At 69.3% G+C, this 16106-nt stretch carries 15 protein-coding genes; 5 read left to right on the top strand and 10 right to left on the bottom strand.

What is annotated here, in order from left to right; translation table 11 throughout:
- Positions 1 to 407: 407 nt before the first annotated feature.
- A complete protein-coding gene (locus DQW85_RS45670) occupies positions 408 to 713 on the top strand; it encodes a hypothetical protein (protein WP_205314899.1) in 306 nt (101 codons plus the stop codon).
- A gap of 178 nt (positions 714 to 891) precedes the next feature.
- Here the strand turns inward: DQW85_RS45670 and DQW85_RS45665 are convergent, their stop codons facing one another.
- Entirely contained in the window at positions 892 to 1887 is a 996-nt protein-coding gene (locus DQW85_RS45665) for a transposase family protein (protein WP_205314898.1), read from the bottom strand.
- A gap of 1227 nt (positions 1888 to 3114) precedes the next feature.
- Between DQW85_RS45665 and DQW85_RS05495 the strand changes: the two genes are divergently transcribed.
- Positions 3115 to 3840, top strand: coding sequence for a hypothetical protein (locus DQW85_RS05495; protein ID WP_113699327.1), 726 nt, complete (start codon positions 3115 to 3117; stop codon positions 3838 to 3840).
- A gap of 435 nt (positions 3841 to 4275) precedes the next feature.
- Here the strand turns inward: DQW85_RS05495 and DQW85_RS05490 are convergent, their stop codons facing one another.
- Positions 4276 to 4488 carry a DUF4287 domain-containing protein gene (locus DQW85_RS05490; protein WP_113699326.1) on the bottom strand — a complete coding sequence of 71 codons (213 nt, stop codon included), beginning with the start codon at positions 4486 to 4488 and terminating at the stop codon, positions 4276 to 4278.
- Positions 4489 to 4596: 108 nt separating this feature from the next.
- On the opposite strand from DQW85_RS05490, the gene DQW85_RS05485 reads away from it, so the two are divergent.
- Entirely contained in the window at positions 4597 to 5229 is a 633-nt protein-coding gene (locus tag DQW85_RS05485) for a LysE family translocator (protein ID WP_113699325.1), read from the top strand.
- 36 nt (positions 5230 to 5265) lie between these two features.
- On the opposite strand, the gene DQW85_RS05480 is transcribed toward DQW85_RS05485, so the two are convergent.
- The 5 genes from DQW85_RS05480 to DQW85_RS05460 all read right to left on the bottom strand — a co-directional run bounded on the left by DQW85_RS05480 (position 5266) and on the right by DQW85_RS05460 (position 10120).
- Entirely contained in the window at positions 5266 to 6408 is a 1143-nt protein-coding gene (locus DQW85_RS05480) for an alpha/beta hydrolase family protein (protein ID WP_113699324.1), read from the bottom strand.
- A 15-nt stretch (positions 6409 to 6423) separates the two neighbouring features.
- Positions 6424 to 7233 carry a beta-keto acid cleavage family enzyme gene (locus DQW85_RS05475; RefSeq protein WP_113699323.1) on the bottom strand — a complete coding sequence of 270 codons (810 nt, stop codon included), beginning with the start codon at positions 7231 to 7233 and terminating at the stop codon, positions 6424 to 6426.
- 17 nt (positions 7234 to 7250) lie between these two features.
- Positions 7251 to 8228 (bottom strand): MBL fold metallo-hydrolase, encoded by a 978-nt coding sequence (locus DQW85_RS05470; protein ID WP_113699342.1) that lies wholly within the window; start codon positions 8226 to 8228, stop codon positions 7251 to 7253.
- Entirely contained in the window at positions 8225 to 9148 is a 924-nt protein-coding gene (locus DQW85_RS05465) for a VOC family protein (protein WP_113699322.1), read from the bottom strand. The genes DQW85_RS05470 and DQW85_RS05465 overlap by 4 nt, the downstream gene beginning before the upstream one ends.
- Before the next feature lie 72 nt (positions 9149 to 9220).
- Positions 9221 to 10120 (bottom strand): LysR family transcriptional regulator, encoded by a 900-nt coding sequence (locus DQW85_RS05460; protein WP_205314897.1) that lies wholly within the window; start codon positions 10118 to 10120, stop codon positions 9221 to 9223.
- Between the two features lie 112 nt (positions 10121 to 10232).
- On the opposite strand from DQW85_RS05460, the gene DQW85_RS05455 reads away from it, so the two are divergent.
- The gene (locus DQW85_RS05455; RefSeq protein WP_113699321.1) at positions 10233 to 11381 is read left to right on the top strand and encodes an FAD-dependent monooxygenase; all 1149 of its coding nucleotides are present in this window, start codon (positions 10233 to 10235) and stop codon (positions 11379 to 11381) included.
- Between the two features lie 50 nt (positions 11382 to 11431).
- Here DQW85_RS05455 and DQW85_RS05450 read toward each other — a convergent pair whose 3' ends face one another.
- From DQW85_RS05450 to DQW85_RS05440, 3 genes are all read right to left on the bottom strand, one after another.
- The gene (locus tag DQW85_RS05450; RefSeq protein ID WP_162794752.1) at positions 11432 to 12604 is read right to left on the bottom strand and encodes a helix-turn-helix transcriptional regulator; all 1173 of its coding nucleotides are present in this window, start codon (positions 12602 to 12604) and stop codon (positions 11432 to 11434) included.
- 136 nt (positions 12605 to 12740) lie between these two features.
- Positions 12741 to 14777, bottom strand: a complete 2037-nt coding sequence (locus DQW85_RS05445; protein WP_113699340.1) for a beta-propeller domain-containing protein — start codon at positions 14775 to 14777, stop codon at positions 12741 to 12743.
- A 32-nt stretch (positions 14778 to 14809) separates the two neighbouring features.
- The gene (locus DQW85_RS05440) at positions 14810 to 15889 is read right to left on the bottom strand and encodes a hypothetical protein (RefSeq protein ID WP_162794751.1); all 1080 of its coding nucleotides are present in this window, start codon (positions 15887 to 15889) and stop codon (positions 14810 to 14812) included.
- On the opposite strand from DQW85_RS05440, the gene DQW85_RS44180 reads away from it, so the two are divergent.
- Positions 15879 to 16106 (top strand): hypothetical protein (locus DQW85_RS44180; protein ID WP_420819148.1); only part of this gene is annotated, 228 nt, incomplete at its 3' end. The genes DQW85_RS05440 and DQW85_RS44180 overlap by 11 nt on opposite strands.

The following is a 16106-nucleotide window of genomic DNA, read 5'->3' as shown; positions in this document are numbered from 1 at the left end:
CATGCGACGGCATCGCACGTGCCGGCCTCGGCAGGCCGTCGGAAAGGAAAAGAGAATTCAGGCGCCAGGGCCCCTGAATAACGTGGGCCGGTCATGATCGAGGGCGGCTTGCTCCATGGCCGCGCAACACGATCGAATTCGATGCCCGGTGTTGCCGTCCGCGACCGGCGCAGTTTTCGGCCGGCGCGAACTCACGACAAGACTCGGGTACGGATTCCGCCTTGTCAAGACGGCGAACCCGATAAAAGTCCGGCCACGTTCGGGATGATGACCGGCGGCCCGTCAGGCCAGAGGATGGCGGATATGGGCCAGCTCCCGCCATCATCGCAGGAACAGCGATCGGGTCCGGTTCGCACCGCCTCGATCTCTCCGCAGCGCCGTAGCAACCTCGCGCCGGACGGCCGCCGGTGAGCGCAGCCGTCTCGAAGGTCACCGCATTGCGCGGCACCGCGATCACGCTCGCCGACGCCGCGGATGAGTCCCTCGGCACCCACCGCCTGGCCAACCCCAACACCCATCGCGCCTACGCCTCGGTGATCGACCGCACCATCGCCGCCCTCGGCGGAGGCGACCGGCTCCTGGCCGACGTCGCCGACACCGAGATCGGCGACGCGCTCACCGCACTGTGGGGCGGGTGCGCGCCAGCGACCTGGAACCGCAACCGCGCCGCCATCGCCTCCTGGCTGACCTGGTGCACCGCGAAGAAGAGATAGACCGCGCCGTCCGTCTCTGCAGAGGCCGAGCGCCGCCGCGAGAACGTTGATCACACCAAGGCCGTGGCCAAGACCACGCTCGAGCGGCTGCAGTCGCGCCGCGACATCCCGCTGCGGGACGAGACCCTCTACCGGATGCTGTACGAGACCGCCGCCCGCGCCGCCGAGGTTCTCTCCCTCAACGTCGAGGATCGACCTGGACAACCGCAAGGCGCCGGTGCGCTCCAAGGGCGGCGACGTCGAGTGGGTGTACTGGGACGCTGGCACCGCGCGCCTGCTGCCCCGGCTGCTGCGCCTGCCTGAGGGTCACCCCGACGGGCCGGTTCGCATGCGGGGGCCGCCGTTCCTGGCAGAACGCAGGCCCGTCCCCGCCCGCCGCCCCGGAACCGAGTACATCTGCCCGCACACCGGACGGCCACGCCTCGGCTACGACCGCCTGCGTGTCCTGATGGAAGCCCACCTCGGCCTGGACCCGCACCAACTGGGCCATTCGGCCGCCACCCATCTGGGCGAGGCCAAGGTGCCGCTGCAGCTCGCCACAACATGAGTTCGTCCGGATTGGATCGACCTTGAGACGATCTGCGATCCGCTTGCTACGGTCCGTTTGAGCGTTCTGCCTCCCGGATGACGGGAGCGGTCCCGCCAACGTGTCACCCCCGGTGAGGTATGCGGCCAGCGTGTCGGCGTCGCGGCCGGGGAAGATGTCGATCGGCCGGTGGGTCTGCATGTCGATGATCAGAGTTCCGTACACGGCGCCCTTGCGCAGGGCGAAATCGTCGACCCCGATCACCGTCGGCGCCGCCGCGGGCGGCTCGGGCAGTGCGCGCACCAGTCGGATCAGCGTGTCTCGGCAGGCCGGCATGCCCAGCTTCGCGGTCAGCCGGGATCCGGCGCGGCAGGCCAGCGCCAGCCCGATCGCGGCCAGGCGGTCGGTCAGCCCGGCAGTGCGCCGCGCGAACGGCGCGGTCAGACCGGGTATCTGCTCGGCGAACGTCGCCGCACCACATCCGGGATCATCGCAGCGGAACCGTCGAACGCCGACGTCGATCCGCACGGGGCGACCGGAGATCGGCAGATCGGCCAGCCTCCGGCGGTAGCCGCCATGCGTCCTGGCCGACGTCGTGCCGCAGCTCGGGCACGTGGCCGCGGGTATCGCCGAGCCGACCGTGAACACGACCGCACCTTCCTCCACCCTGCACGGACTCCACCCGGGCTGATGCAAGGTGCGGCAGAAGTAACTCAAACTCCTGATCTATGCACGCGGACCAGCATCGCCAACCCGCGCACCTCGATGCGGGAGCGACACGAACCCGAGTGGCCCCGCAACAAGATGAGCGCCAGAGCCCATTCGCCTGTCGCTCAACAGATGCATGGCCTTAATACGGCGGGGCGTCGAGGTCTTCCAGTCCTCGCACGGTCGTCGCCAGCAGGGCGGCTCGGTGAAAGGGCCTTCGTCGTTGTGATGTGGTCACACTCGTTGTGCGGACGGCGTGTCCGCCCCCGCCGGGGGCGGTGGGAACGTGGTCTTCGGCTGTATGACACTGGTCATATGCCGTCAGCCGGTCGTGGCCTGTCGCCATCGGAGTCGCCCTGCTCATCGCGGAAGCAACTAACGTCATGTGGGGCGAGCTGTGGGGGACTGTGCAAAAGACTTTGATGGTCGTCAGCCTGGGACACATGGTTGTCACCGGCACCATCTACCAGTGGCGTCGATCTGGCTCAGAGCGACAGCAGGAGCTAAATCACCTGTATCGGAAGATGAAGGCTTACACAGCGTTGGACAGCAGGGCTGCTGATGAAGCGGCTGGGCACGAGGCGGCCGCAAAAGCGCGGCCTCTACGCACATTCGCAGGCGCGGACGCTGCTGATGGGCCTCGAACCCTCCATCGCATGGCGGGTCCTGAAGTGCATGCGGCGTGACTATGCCGAGCAGGTGCTTCGCGAAATGGAGACGCCCCACCGAGGGGAACCGGAAGTACTCAGGTACCTGAGCCGGGTCATTGCTGACGAACTCCGGCAGAAGAGCCTTCCACGTGAAACGCGCCGGAGGCTGAGTCCGCGCTTCCAACTGACATCTTCGCCGCGCTGAACAGGGGGCATGATGCCCTTTGGGGCGAGATGGTGTGCCTGCCGGTGGCCGCCATGATCACTTTATGTGATCTTTATGTGACGTAATTGGATCTTGTTGCTCTTATGGGCGGAAGTTACGCTTCGTCCGTTTGCAACATGCTTCGAGCCGCACGAGTCAGGAACCCTGTTTCTGTGGCATTGGGGTTCATATCGCCCTCCTGCTTCAGGGTTTCGCTCGAATGGCTCCTGACCGTGCCGGGAAAGATCGGCCGAACGAATGGAGCGCAGAGTGCACAAGAAGCACGTAAGATCACGGCCCCTACGGTGGAGGTTGGTATCCCTGCTGGCCGCCATCGCCGTGATGGGTGCGGGAGCCGCCGCACCCACATCCGCACTGGCGGCTCCCTCAACCGGGGTGCACCGTGCGGACGTGTCGGCGTTCCGTGACTTCGACGCGGTTACCACAGTGAACGAACGGAACGTGTGGAAGCACATGGCGTTGATCGGCGACAAGTACGCGATCTTCAACGACTCCGGGCTCATCGAGGGACCGACGTCGATCACGCAGAAGTGGCCGTTCCTGCCCGAGCAGTTCACCCACGACGTGGATGCGGCGGGGATCTCGTTCAGCGGACCCGGCTTCCGCTGGCGGCACACATGGACCAAGGGCAACCAGGCGATCATTTTCGAAGACTCCGGCATCGTCTCCGGGCCCTTCGCGATTCCTACCCCCTACGACGGCATCAGCGACGTCAACGTCGGAAGCGGCGCGACCGCCCGGGTACAGCACCTGGCGGTACGGGGCGGGTTCTTCACGTTCTTCTTCGGCCTGGATTTCAGGATCCCCACCTCGGCGCTTGCGGACCAGGCGTTCCTTCCCGAACGCTTCCGCAGCGATCTCGACGACGTCTCGATCGAATACGAGAGCAGCGGGACCAAGATCAGTTACTACAAGGACAACGAACGCATCATCTTCAGCGATAGAGGCAGGGTTGTTGAGCTGGTGAATCTCGACGTCAAGTGGCCGTTCCTGAACGCCTGGCGCACCACGGGCTGATCGGGCACCCACCTCTCGCGTCCACTCAATGAGGTGGTCCGGGCCGAAGCGTCCCGGACCACCTCACCGCGTCCGGGCCGGGATGCGCCCGTGTCAGGCAGGAGGACGCGCTACTGACATGTCTTGTCGCGAATGCTGCCAGCCTCACAGCCTCCTGTCGCTCAACAGAAGAGGTCATCAGGGAGATCGTGAGGGCCGTCGAGCCGGGAGTGGACGACAATTCGGCAGCTCGATCCCCGGGATGGAGGCTCTCGCTGGCAGAAAGACCGAGGACGCAACGTCGGTGAACGTGACCGCCCCGGCCCCGCCGGACCCACCCGGACTGGAACGTGAGATGGCGATCTTCTCGATGGGGACCTCCGCGTGGTCGCTGAGCAGGGAGACGAAGGTGGGCGAAGCTCACGCGGGAGGTGAACCGTGTGGTCGTCCGGGAGCTCAGTCGCCGCGGTCCTCGGCGAGGGTGTGCGCGACGAGCGCGGTGGCGTGGCCGTGCCCCAGTCCGTGCTCGGTCTTGAGCCAGGAGACGAGCTCGGAGTGCTTGGTCAGGGGCGAGGAGCGGATCAGGTCCTTCCACTCCGCGATCGGGCGGCCGTACTTCTTCTCGATCGAGGGGAAGTAGCTGGCGGGTCCCTTCACCGGTTCGGTCATGTCGTGCCTCCTGTTCTGACGGTGAGGGAGCATGCTAGCCGTGATCCGCCGGGGGATGAGGGCCGCTGAGGATCGTCTTTTCGACGCCCTTCGTGGCACGATCGGGGGATGCCGGTAGATCTGAAGCTGTTTGTCCTGTTCGTCCTGACCGCGGCGATCGCAATGATCACTCCGGGGCCTGACATGCTGTTCGTTCTGGGGTGCGGGATGCGCGGCGGGCCGCGCGCCGGGCTGTTGGCCACGGCCGGAGTGGCGACGAGCGAGGCCATCCATGTGGCCGTGGCGGCCGCCGGGCTGGCGGCGCTGTTCGAGGCGGCGCCGGTCGCGTTCACGGTGGTGCGGGTCGTCGGCGGAGCCTACCTGATCTACCTCGGCGTGCGGATGATCCGCCGTCGCGACGACGCTGAGGCCGAGCCGCCCGCGGCGGGTGGGGGGATGCCGGGCCGGCGGGCTTATCTCAGCGGCTTCCTGACCAACCTGCTCAACCCGAAGATGGTCACGTTCACGATCGCCTTCCTCCCGCAGTTCATCGAGCCGCGGCTGGGGCAGGTGTGGCTGCAGTTCGCGATCCTCGGCGCGGTCCTGATCCTGCTGGAGTTCCTGGTGGACGGCACGGTGGGCGTGCTCGCGGGGCGGATCGGGGGATGGCTGCGCCGCCGGCGGGCCGCGCGCCGCCGGATCGACGTGGCGACCGGTGGCGTCTTCATAGGGCTGGGAGTGAAGCTCGCCGTCGAGCGGTGAGCCCCTTCCCGTGACATCCCGGCGGTAACCGGTAGGTCAGATGGTGTCGGCGATCCAGTCGGCGATGAACCCGGTGGCGGCGGGCAGGTTGTCGGCACTGACGTGTTCGACGCCGCCCTCGCGCTCGGTGAACCACTTGAGCTCGCGTTTGGGGCTGTTGACGGCGGTCTCGTACTGGGCGATGGCGTATTCGCGGGGAATCTGCCGGTCGTTGACGCCGTGGGTGATCAGGAACGGCACGGTGATCTGATCGGTGACGCCGACGAGGCTCATGTTCGGGGCGAACTCCAGGAACTCCTCCAGGGTCTGCTTGCCGAAGACCCACTGAACGTGGTCCCAGTAGTGGGGGACGGGCCGGTCTCCCTCGCGGGCGAGCCGGCGCTTCTGGAGCTCGCCCCAGTTGTAGTTGGCGCCCCAGGCGACGCAGAGGCTGAAGCGCTTTTCGAAGGCGGCCGCGCGGGGAGCGTAGTAGCCGCCGAGCGACCAGGCCATGACGCCGATGCGCGCCCGGTCGACGTCGTCGCGCTGCTCCAGCCAGTCGACGCAGGCGGCGGACCAGTGCTCGCTGTCGTGCCGCCCGGTCAGGCCGCGCAACCGGAGCGCTTCGCCGCTGCCGGGGTGGTCGACGATGAGGCTGGAGATGCCGCGCCTGGCCAGCTCGTGGGCGATGCCGGAACCGTAGATCATCTCTTTCGTGCTGTCCAGGCCGTTGTAGTGCACCATGCACGGTGCCCTGCCGCTCACCCCTTCGGCCCGGACGAACAGGCCCGGCAGGCTGCTGTCCCCGTACGGGATCTCGACCTTGGCGCAGTTGTGCCGGCCGAGGGTGATGCCCCGGTCAAAGGAGTCGAGCATCTTGCGATAGGCGTCCCACCGGGGGGCGTAGTGCCGGCTCTGCAGCCTCTCGGCGGTCAGGTAGTACACCGAGGCCCGGTAGTACCTGGCGGCGGCGGTGAGCGGGTGCCCGGCGGCTTCGTCCTCCTCGGCGAGCTCGACCAGGCGGTCGGCCAGGGCGGTCCAGGAGCGGAGGAAGAGCTCGGTGCCGGCGTCCTCCCCGGCCTGGGCCGCCTCCAGGAGCGGTGCGCAGGCCTCGGCGATCTCGCTGATGTGACCGCCGGTGTTCAGCGCGATGTTGACCGACAGATTCCAGACGTAGTTGCCGGGGAAGATCTCGAACACGGTGTTGCTCCTTGGTCAGTTCAGGGCGAGCTGGGCCGCGGCCTGGTGGACGTTCGCGACGGGACGGTCCAGCGCGTGCGCCAGCCGTACGGCACGGCGGACGAGTGGGGTGCTGCCGGGGGACAGTTCGCCCTTGCGGAGGTAGAGCGTGTCCTCCAGCCCGGCGCGGGCGTTGCCGCCGAGGGCCAGGCCGATCGCGGTGAGTTCGAGGTTGGCCCGGCCGATGGCGATCACCTGCCAGGCCGCGCCTTCGGGCAACCGGTCGACCATGGTCATCAGGTTCTGCGGCGTCGCGGCCATGCCGCCGCGCACGCCGAGCACGATGCTGAACTGGAGCGGCTCGGCGAGCAGCCCCTCCTCCAGTAGCCGCGAGCAGGCGTCGAGGTGGCCGGTGTCGTAGATCTCCAGCTCCGGTTTGACGCCGAGTTCGAGCATCCGGCCGGCAAGGCGGCGGACCGCGTCCGGCGGGTTGCGGAACTCCCCGGCGCCGAAGCTCATCGAGCAGGGGTTGAGCGTGGCCATCTGGGGCCGGAGCTCCACCAGGGCCTCGCGTTCCTCGAACGGCACGCCGAGGCCGACGCCGGTGGAGAGCTGGATGAGGATCGGGCAGCTCTCCTGGATCAGGTCCATGGTGCGCCGGGCGATGCCGAGGTCGGCGGTCGGGTTGTCCTGCTCGTCGCGCAGGTGGATGTGGGCGACGGCGGCGCCCGCCTGGTAACCCTCGGCAACCGCGGCGGCGATCTCCTCCGGCTGGGTGGGGAGCGCGGGATTGTCCGCCTTGGTGGCGATCGGACCGGTCGGGGCGACGGTGATGGTGGCGGTCATGGCGGCTCCCATGTTGCTCAGGCGAGACAGGTGAGAGGGTGGCCGCCGTTGTAGGCGACCATGTCGTCGAGAGCGGCGGCTACGTCGACGCGCCCACCGCCTCCGGGCTCGACGTCGACGAACCCGACGTCGACGCGCTCGCCGCCTGCGAGCTCGGCGTAGGCGCGGTGCAGGTTGCCGACGATGCGCTCGGGATCGAGCAGGTCGGAGTACGGGCCCAGGTCCAGTTCGCGGGCGGTCTCCAGCGGCGTGAGCCCGGCCGCGCGACCGTCAAGGGCGGCGTCCTGGACGAACCGCAGGTAGCCGAGGACGTCGTCGATGAGGCCGGGCCCGCTCACCGCGCCGTGTCCGGGCACGATGGTCTCCGCTCCCAGCGGCCGGACGACCTCCTCCAGGACCTGGATGGCCCCGGCCACCGAGCCCTGGACCAGGAAGGGGGTGCCGCCGTTGAACAGCAGGTCGCCGCTGAAGAGCAGCTTGCGCTCGGGCAGCCAGACGATCGAGTCGTTCGTGGTGTGGGCGGGCAGGCCGACGTGGCGTACCTCGGCGCGCAGCTCGTCGCACCACAGGGTCACCCCGTCGGTGTAGGTGAGGAACGGCGGCTCCAGAACCACGTCGCCCCACTCGACATCGGTCCAGTGGGGTGCCGATCTCGGCTCGCCCCACTCGAGGATGCCGGTCCTGGTGGCCTCGTGGCCGACGATCGTGGCGCCGGCGAACAGATGGTTGCCGAAGGTGTGGTCGCCGTGATGGTGTGTGTTGATCAGCGTGCGCACCGGCTGAGGGGTGACCTTGGCGATCGTGTCGAGATAGGCGCGGGTACGGCGGGCCGTCGAACAGGCGTCGACGCTGATCACGCCGCGCCGCCCGGCCAGGAACCCGGTGTTGTTGATCCACCAGCTCCCGTCGGGCTGGATGTAGGCGAAGACGCCGTCGCTGACCTCCTCGACTCGCGGCGGCTCGGGGGTGGCGACGTCGTGACGAGCGCTGCTCACAGCGGGGCCGGGGTCCACAGGCCCTTGTCGGGCTCGTTGAACATCGCCGGGATCATCGCATCGGTGATCAGCCCCGCGGTGCCCCATTGATCGGCCTCCTCGGGCGTGGCCTCGAACCGGCGCGGCACCCAGGTGTCGTCGTCGACGATCTTTTCGAGCTCGGTCGTGTACTCCACGACGTTGCCGTTGGGGTCCAGGAAGTAGGTGAAGGTGTTGTCCCCGGCGCCGTGCCGGCCGGGGCCCCACAGCGGTCTGTGCCCGTGCCGGATCAGCCGGCCCGAGCCGCGCATGTACTCGTCGATGCCGCGCATCTCGAAGGAGATGTGGTTGAGCGCCACGTGCGGGCCCGAGCTGATGGCGAGGATGTGGTGATCGGCCCGGGTGCGCATGAAGCACATCTTGTCCTCCAGCCAGTCGGAGAGCCGGAAGCCCAGGTGCCGCTCGTAGAAGGCCTTGGTGTTCAGGATGTCCACGCTGTTGATCACCACGTGGCTGAGCCGCCGCGGGATCGACTCCCGGGGCTCCAGCGGGCGCGCGGCGCGCTGCTCGACGTCGCTGGAGATCTCGATCAGGCGGCCTTCGGGGTCGAAGAAGCGCAGGCCGTACCCTCCGCCCGGGGTGTCCAACTCGCCCGGCTCGCGCTCGATGCGGACCTCGGCGGCGATGAGCCGCTCGGCCAGGGCGTCGACGGACGCGGCGTCCTCGGCGCCGAAGGCGATGAGGTCCAGGCGCTTCTCGGGGGCCCGCCGTACGCGCAGGATGTACTGCTCGGGGCTGGCCTCGGCCGCGAAGAACGACACACCGTCGTCGTCGGCGACCGGTGTCAGGCCCCATACCCCGCGGTTGAACTCCACGGCCGGCTCGTAGTCGGGTACGGCGATGCCGACGTGCCTGAGATGCGTGATCGGCGAACTGTTCATGCCCGAACGGTACGCACGACGAGCCAATAGTTGAAATGATTCCTTTCGATAGAGGGTATCGATGCCGTCGATTCACAGGTCGCGTGCCTGCTCCGCTATCCGTTCTCGCAGCCAGAGGCACGCGGGGTCGTCGGTCTGCCGGGGGCTCCAGAACAGCGCCTCGCTGATCGGGCGCAGCGGCACGGGCGGTTCGAGCAGCTTCAGGCGGATCTGGCCGGCGAAGTGCCGGGCCAGCCGCTCGTGAACCAGCGAGACGAAGGGCGTGCCGATCACGAGGAACGGGGCGATGACGAAGCTCTGCGTGCTCATCTCCTCCCGCCGCGGGATGCCGAGGGCGTCGAGCTGGGATTCGGCGATCGACGCCAGGTGGCCGCCGCTGTAGGCCAGATAGGGGAGCTGGGCGAACTCCTCGGGGGTGATCACTGGGCCCACCGCGTCGTTGCCCGCGTCGGCGACCAGGACGTACCTGTCGTGGAACAGATGGCGATGCGGGAACCCGAAGCGGGACCCGGCCAACTCCGTCGGCAGCACCAGCAGATCGATCTGCCCCCTGCGCAGCTTCTCGCCGAAGTCGCCCTGCACCGGCACCACGTTCACCCGCTGGAGCGGCGCCTCCGTGGCGAGCCTGACGATCAGGGGGCGCAACAGGATGAGCACGACGTAGTCGCTGGCCATGATCGTGAAGGATCGGCGGTCAACGAGCGGATCGAACCCGCGTGGACGCCCGAAGACCGCCTCCGCCGCCGTGACCGCCTCCCGGACCAGGGGGACGAGAGACTGCGCCACCGGCGTCGGGACCAGCGTGTTCCCCTCGCGAACGAGCAGCGGATCGTCGAAGTGCTTGCGCAGCCGCGCGAGCGACGCGCTCATCGCCGGCTGGCCCACGCTCATGCGCTCGGCGGCCCGGGTCACGCTGTGCTCGCTGAGCAGCGCGTCCAGCGCCAGCAGAAGATTCAGGTCGACCCCGCTCAAGCCCATGCTCATCATCTCCGTCGATGCCGGCCATCGATAACAATCGTTTGGAACATTGTGAGACCCGTCATACGGTCACCGCATCCAACCCAGCAAGGTGAGGCGGCAGAAGATGCAGGTGACACGTGTCCTGGTCGTCGGGGCCGGAATCGGCGGGCTCGGAGCCGCCGCCGCCCTTGCCCGGCGTGGCGTCGGCGTCGACGTCGCGGAGCTGCGCCCGCACTCCGGAGTCCTCGGCGTCGGCATCAACCAGCCCGCCAACTCCCTGCGCGCCCTACGCGCACTGGGCGTGCTGGAGGACATCCTCGACGTCGGCTTCCAGTACGACCGCACCACCTTCTACGACTGGCAGGGCCGGCTCATCGTCGACTGCCCCTCCGCCCTGGGCGGCGACGTGCCCGCCAACAACGCGCTCTCCCGGAGCGACCTCCACCGCATCCTCACCGGCGCGGCGGAACAAGCCGGAGCCAAGATCACTTACGGCATGACCGCGCAGGACCTCGAGGACGCCGGCGACCGCGTGCACGTGACGCTCTCCGACGGCAAGATCGAGACTTACGACCTCGTCATCGGCTTCGACGGGCTGCGCTCGCCGCTCCGCCGCCGCCTGTTCGCCGCCGAGCACGAGCCGGTCTTCACCGGCTACTCCGTCTGGCGCGTGACGATGCCACGCCCCGCCGAGGTCACCAACACGATGGTGTTCCAGGGCGACGGCACCAAGGCCGGCGTCATCCCGCTCAGCCGCGACAGCATGTACATGTTCGTGGTCACCGCCGAGCCGGGCAACCCGTACCTGCCCTCGGACCAGATGGCCGGCCTGCTCAAGGAGCGGCTCGCCGGGTACGGCGGGCTCATCGGCGACCTGCGCGACGCCATCACCGCCTCCGACGGCATCGTCTACAGCCCGCTCAGCGAGGTCCTCCTGCCCTCGCCCTGGTTCGGGGGGCGCGCCATCGTGCTCGGCGACGCCGCCCACGCGTGCGCCCCCCACCTCACCCAGGGCGCCGGCATGGCGCTGGAGGACGCGGTCGTCCTCGCCGAGGAACTCGCCGTGCCCGACCGTGCGGTCGCCGCCTCGCTGGCGGCTTTCATGGAGCGTCGCTACGCCCGGGTGAAACTCGTCCAGGACGTCTCCCACCAGATCCTCGTCGGGGAGATGGCGATCACCGCCGCGATGCTGCCCCAGGCCGTGGCGCACATGCGGGAGACCCTGCCCGGCCGGCTCGGGCAGGTGGAGGGCTTCCTCAACCAGCCCTGCTGAGCTGGAGCCGACTGGCGTCTCCGCCGCTTCACCGGCGCATCCGCACGGGTTCACGTGGCTCGGAGTTGCCTGCGGGAGGTCAGGCCGAGCTTGCGCAGGGCGTTGGCCACGTGGACCTCGACGGTCCGCGGTGACAGGACGAGGTTCTCGGCGATCTCCCTGTTGGTGAGGCCGTCGGCGGCCAGCCTGACGACCTGTTCCTCCCTGGGTGAGAGGGTGCCCTGGGGCTGGGTGGGGGTGTCGATCCGGTGCTGCAGTCTGCGCCGTGCCGCCGGGGCGATCGAGTCGCGGACGGCCTGGGTGGCCAGGGGCTGGCGCAGGCCGTACAGGCCGGGGGTGGTCTCGACGAGCAGGCCGCGCCGCAGCGCCTCGGCGAGCCCGCGTTCGATGCGTTCGGGCGGCACGCCGGCCAGGGCGGCGAGCGTCCGTTCGGTGGCGGGCTGGCCGAGCACGGCCGCGGCCTGTACGAGCTTGCGGGCGGCGAGTGGCAGCGTGCCGAGTTTGAGGAGTACGGCGTCGCGCAGTGCGGGCGGGGTGCCCGGCTGCCTGCCCTCGGCGAGCATGCGGGCGAGTTGCTCGATCGCGACCGGCACGCCCCGGGTGAGCGGCCATAGGTCGCCGGGGTCCGGCAGCAGTTGTTCGGCCAGCAGCGCGGTCTCCACGGCGTCGAACGGTGCCAGCGCGATCTCGGCGTGGTCGATGTGCGGCGGCAGGTGGGCGAGCACCTCGGCCGCCGGATGGCTCAGGTCCTCGGCCCGGTAGGTGAGCACCAGGTTGACGGCGGCGGGCAGGCAGCGCGCCAGGAAGGCCAGCAGCTCCCTGGTGTCGGGATCGACCCAGTGCACGTCCTCGACAACCAGCGTGATCGGCCGCAGCGAGTCGAGCAGCGAGAGAACGGCCCTGAACAGACGATGCCGCTCGACCTGCGGCTCCGAGAGCGGAGGCGGGGCGGGCGGCAGGAGGTGGGCGACCTCGGGTAACAGGGGCCGCAACGCGCCGGTGATGGGGTTGAGGTCGGGCGGCGGGCAGGCCTCGCGCAGCGCCTCGACGACCGGCCCGTACGGGAAGCGCATCGGGTGGCAGCGGCCGATCAGCAGGGGGAACCCGATCAGCTCGTCCAGCAGCCGGGTCTTGCCGACGCCGGCCTCGCCTTCGAGCAGGACGACGGCGGGTGGGTGGCTGAGGAGCTCCGCCAGCTGATGCAGCTCGCGCTTGCGCCCCACGAAAGGCATTTAGCACCCGCCCGGCCCGACAATCCAATGTCAGTGGATTTTTCATTATTTGTGGGGGTGTGTCCATACAGGTCCATGCAAAAGGGGCGCCGATCCAGGTGATCGGCGCCCCTTCACGGACCTGTCGTCAGTTGAACGGGATCCACGCCCGGTCGGCCAGCGACGCGGCGTCGTTCACCTTGACCCCGCCCTCGGAGACCGTCCACAGCGTGTCGCCGATGACGATCGAACGCTGGATGCCGGGCTGGTAGGCGCTCCGCCCCTGCCGCATGGGCGGGTGCGTGATCAGGCCGAGCTTGGTCACCGCGGAGTCGCCGATCTTCAGTGCCAGCGCGCCCGCCTGGTAGCTCTCCTGGGCGTAGGAGCTGATCGGGACCACCGCGAGGCCCGTCTTGGGCCAGTACAGGAACGCGTGCGGGTCCCACTCGGCCTCCGAGCCCGAGTCCTTCTGGAACAACTGCGACATTCTGCGCGGGTTCGCCGGGTCTCGGACGTCGAACAGCGAGACCTGGGTGCCGAGCGTCCTGCCCTGCTCGCTGGCCTCCTGGCCGATGCCGATCAGCCGCCCGTCGCCGGCCGGGTGGAGGTAGGCGGAGTAGCCCGTGATCTTCAGCTCGCCGGTGACCTTCGGCGCCGCCGGGTCGCGCAGGTCCAGCGTGTAGAGCGGGTCGACCTGCTTGAACGTGACGACATAGCCGACCGGGCCGATGAAGCGCACCGAGTAGATCTGCTCGCCCTTGCCCAGCCCGCCGACCTCGCCGACCTGCGTCATGTCCGCGGCCCTGAGCACGTGCACCTGGCTCTGGCTCTGGCTCTGCCGCTGCCCGTCGGAGCCGGTCGTGGTCGCGACGCGCAGGTGACCGTCGTGCTCCGACAGGGAGTACTGGTTCAGCAGCCGACCCGGCACCTTGCCCGACGCCGCGTAGACGGGCGCGCCCGGCCGGCCGATGTCGAACCGGTGCACCTGCGTCTCCTCCGGACGTACGGCCGGACTGGGCATCTGCTTCCGCGGCGGCTCCGACACGGACGCCGTCGCGCTCGGCGCGGGCTCGGAGGGGGACGTCACGGACGGCGTGGGCTCCTCGGGGGCGGGCTCCGTGGCCGGGGCCTGCGGGGTGTCCTCCAGGATGACGTCGTCCGGCCACCACCAATGGGGGTTGCTGGCCACGTACAGGCTCTGGCCGGTGCCGTAGACGATGTCGCCGTCGGCGGCCAGGCTGATCGGGTCGGTGCCGGCCGTGGTGACGCCCTGCGCCAGGTCGATCGAGTGCACCGTCAGCAGCGAGGCGCCGGTGTAGTCGGCGGGATGGCTGACCTTCTCACACGCGACGGAGTCCGTCCTGACGGCGCCGGAGGCGTCGGTGATCTCGACCTTGGGCAGCCAGGCGTCGATCGGCGCCCGGCGGATCGCCGCCTGGTTCAGCCGCTTGCGCTCCTTGTCCGAGACGCCGTCCCTGACCTGCGGGAACGTGAAGTCGGGCTGGCTGCGGGTGACGAGCCTGACGGTCGAGCCGACCATCCTGGCGTCCACGTGGCCGCCCCGCGGCTTGATCGTGCTGAGGGTCTTCGGCTCGCCGGCCAGGTCCACGAGCAGGTAGCGCGTGTCTCCCATGGGCGCGATGGCCTTGTACGCGATCTCGCCGCCCCGCATGAGCACCAGCGCCCGGTCACCCGACACGAGCAGTTCGGCGGGCACGTAGCCGGGCTCGCCGTCCTTGGTCAGCTTGAGGGAGGCCGTGACCTTCCTGGTGGCGGTGTCGATGACGCGCAGCGTGCCGCCGGAGACCGTGATGACGCGGTTGCCGTCGGTCTTGACCAGGTCGGGCTCGTCCACTCCGGCCTCGTGCACGTTGGTGGTCGAGTGGTCCGGTGTGTCCGCGGTCTTCGCCTCCGTGGACATCGCCGTGTCCTCCGGCTTCATGCGAAGCAGCCGCGGGCCGCCGAAGCCCCACGGGCCGACGCTCTTCGCGGCGTGCTCACGCAGACCGGCCAGCATCTCATCGCAGCCGCGGTAGGCGACCAGCCGTACGGCGTCCAGTCGTCGCTTGGGGAACGCGGTCGACGGGTCCGCGTTCCGGGCCGAGTCCCCGGCCGAAGGGGTGCACGCGGCGGTGGCCGTCAAGAGGGCCGCGGCCGCCATCGCCGTACGGATGAGCGTCTTCATGACCTTCACGACGGATCCGTGCGCCAGGTGGTTCAGGAGCCCCGGGTCGGGTTGGCGGTGAAGACCGGGCTGAGGTCGAGGTCGCCCGGTGTGTCCAGCAGCCTGCGCACCAGCTTGCCGTCGAAGCCCACGACCTGGATCTCGTCCTTGGCGGAGTTGTCCTGCTCCCAGCAGTAGACGCGGGTCTCGTCGTACCAGCCGAGCACCTTGTCGCAGTCGGACGAGAACGCGTGGACCTTCTCGCCGGTGCCGGTGTCCCAGACGCAGTGGTCGCCGCCCCCGCCGCGCGGGCAGTCGGTCACGAACAGCTCGCCCGAGGGGGAGAAGATGTCCTGGGTGCCGGAGGGCAGCGGGCCGACGTTCGCCAGCTCGCGGACGTACTTGCCCGAGGCGTCGTAGAAGCGCAGCCCTTCCTTGTCGCCCGCGACGTTGACGACGCCCGCCTCCTCGCTGTCCCAGCCGAACCCGGTCGTGCGCGTGGATCCGCCGGGCACGATCTTCACCTGGGCCTTGGCCCCGGCCACGTCGATGATCACGAATCCCGGGTAGATCCAGTCGTGCTCGCCGTTCTTGGCCTTGACCTTCTTCTCGATGTTGAGCAGGATCTTCGAGCTGTCCCTCGACCAGGCGCGGATGCTGCTGATCAGCGGGTCGCGCACCGTCTTGACCGAGAACGAGGTGCCCGACCTCCGGTCGGTGACGAGGATCGAGTCGTGGTCGTCGGAGGTGTACGTGCGGCCCCTGACGGCCAGGTAGCGGCCGTCGGGGGAGACCCGCGACTCCCAGTTGCCGGCGTACTTCGTGAACGGGCCGCTCAGCGACCTTCTGGCGTAGTCCACCCACTCGTCGGACTTCTTGTCGTAGAGCTCGTACGAGGTCAGCCTGACCGGGTCGGACGGGTGCTCGTACAGCGTGATCGGGCCGCCGGCCAGCCTCCGGCTCGTGGGGGTCGCCTTCGGCGCGGGGGTCCGGCCGGTGGGGCCGGTGGCCGCGGGAGTGGACCGGGATCCCGTGGGAGTGGACCGGGATCCCGTGGGGGTGGTCCGGGAGGCGGTGGACGGGGGTTTCCGCTGCGCGACGGCCACCGCGACCCCGGCCAGGATGAGCAGCACGACGGCCACGGTCGCGCCGACGACGATCGGCCCCGTGCGCTTCTTCGGCGGCGGCCCGCCGTATTTCGGGGTGCCCGGCGCGGGAACGGACGGCGGGCCGTACGCGGTCCCGGGTGGGGTGGACGGGCCGTACGCGGTCCCGGGCGGGCTGGACGGGCCGTACGCGACCACCGGCGGCGTGGACGGGCCGGGTGCGATGCCGGGCGGGGCGGACGGG

Source organism: Nonomuraea lactucae, assembly GCF_003313395.1.
GTDB classification, from domain to species: Bacteria; Actinomycetota; Actinomycetes; order Streptosporangiales; family Streptosporangiaceae; genus Nonomuraea; species Nonomuraea lactucae.
The sequence above is the reverse complement of the archived record's forward strand: the minus strand, read 5'-3'. Positions and strand labels throughout refer to the sequence as shown.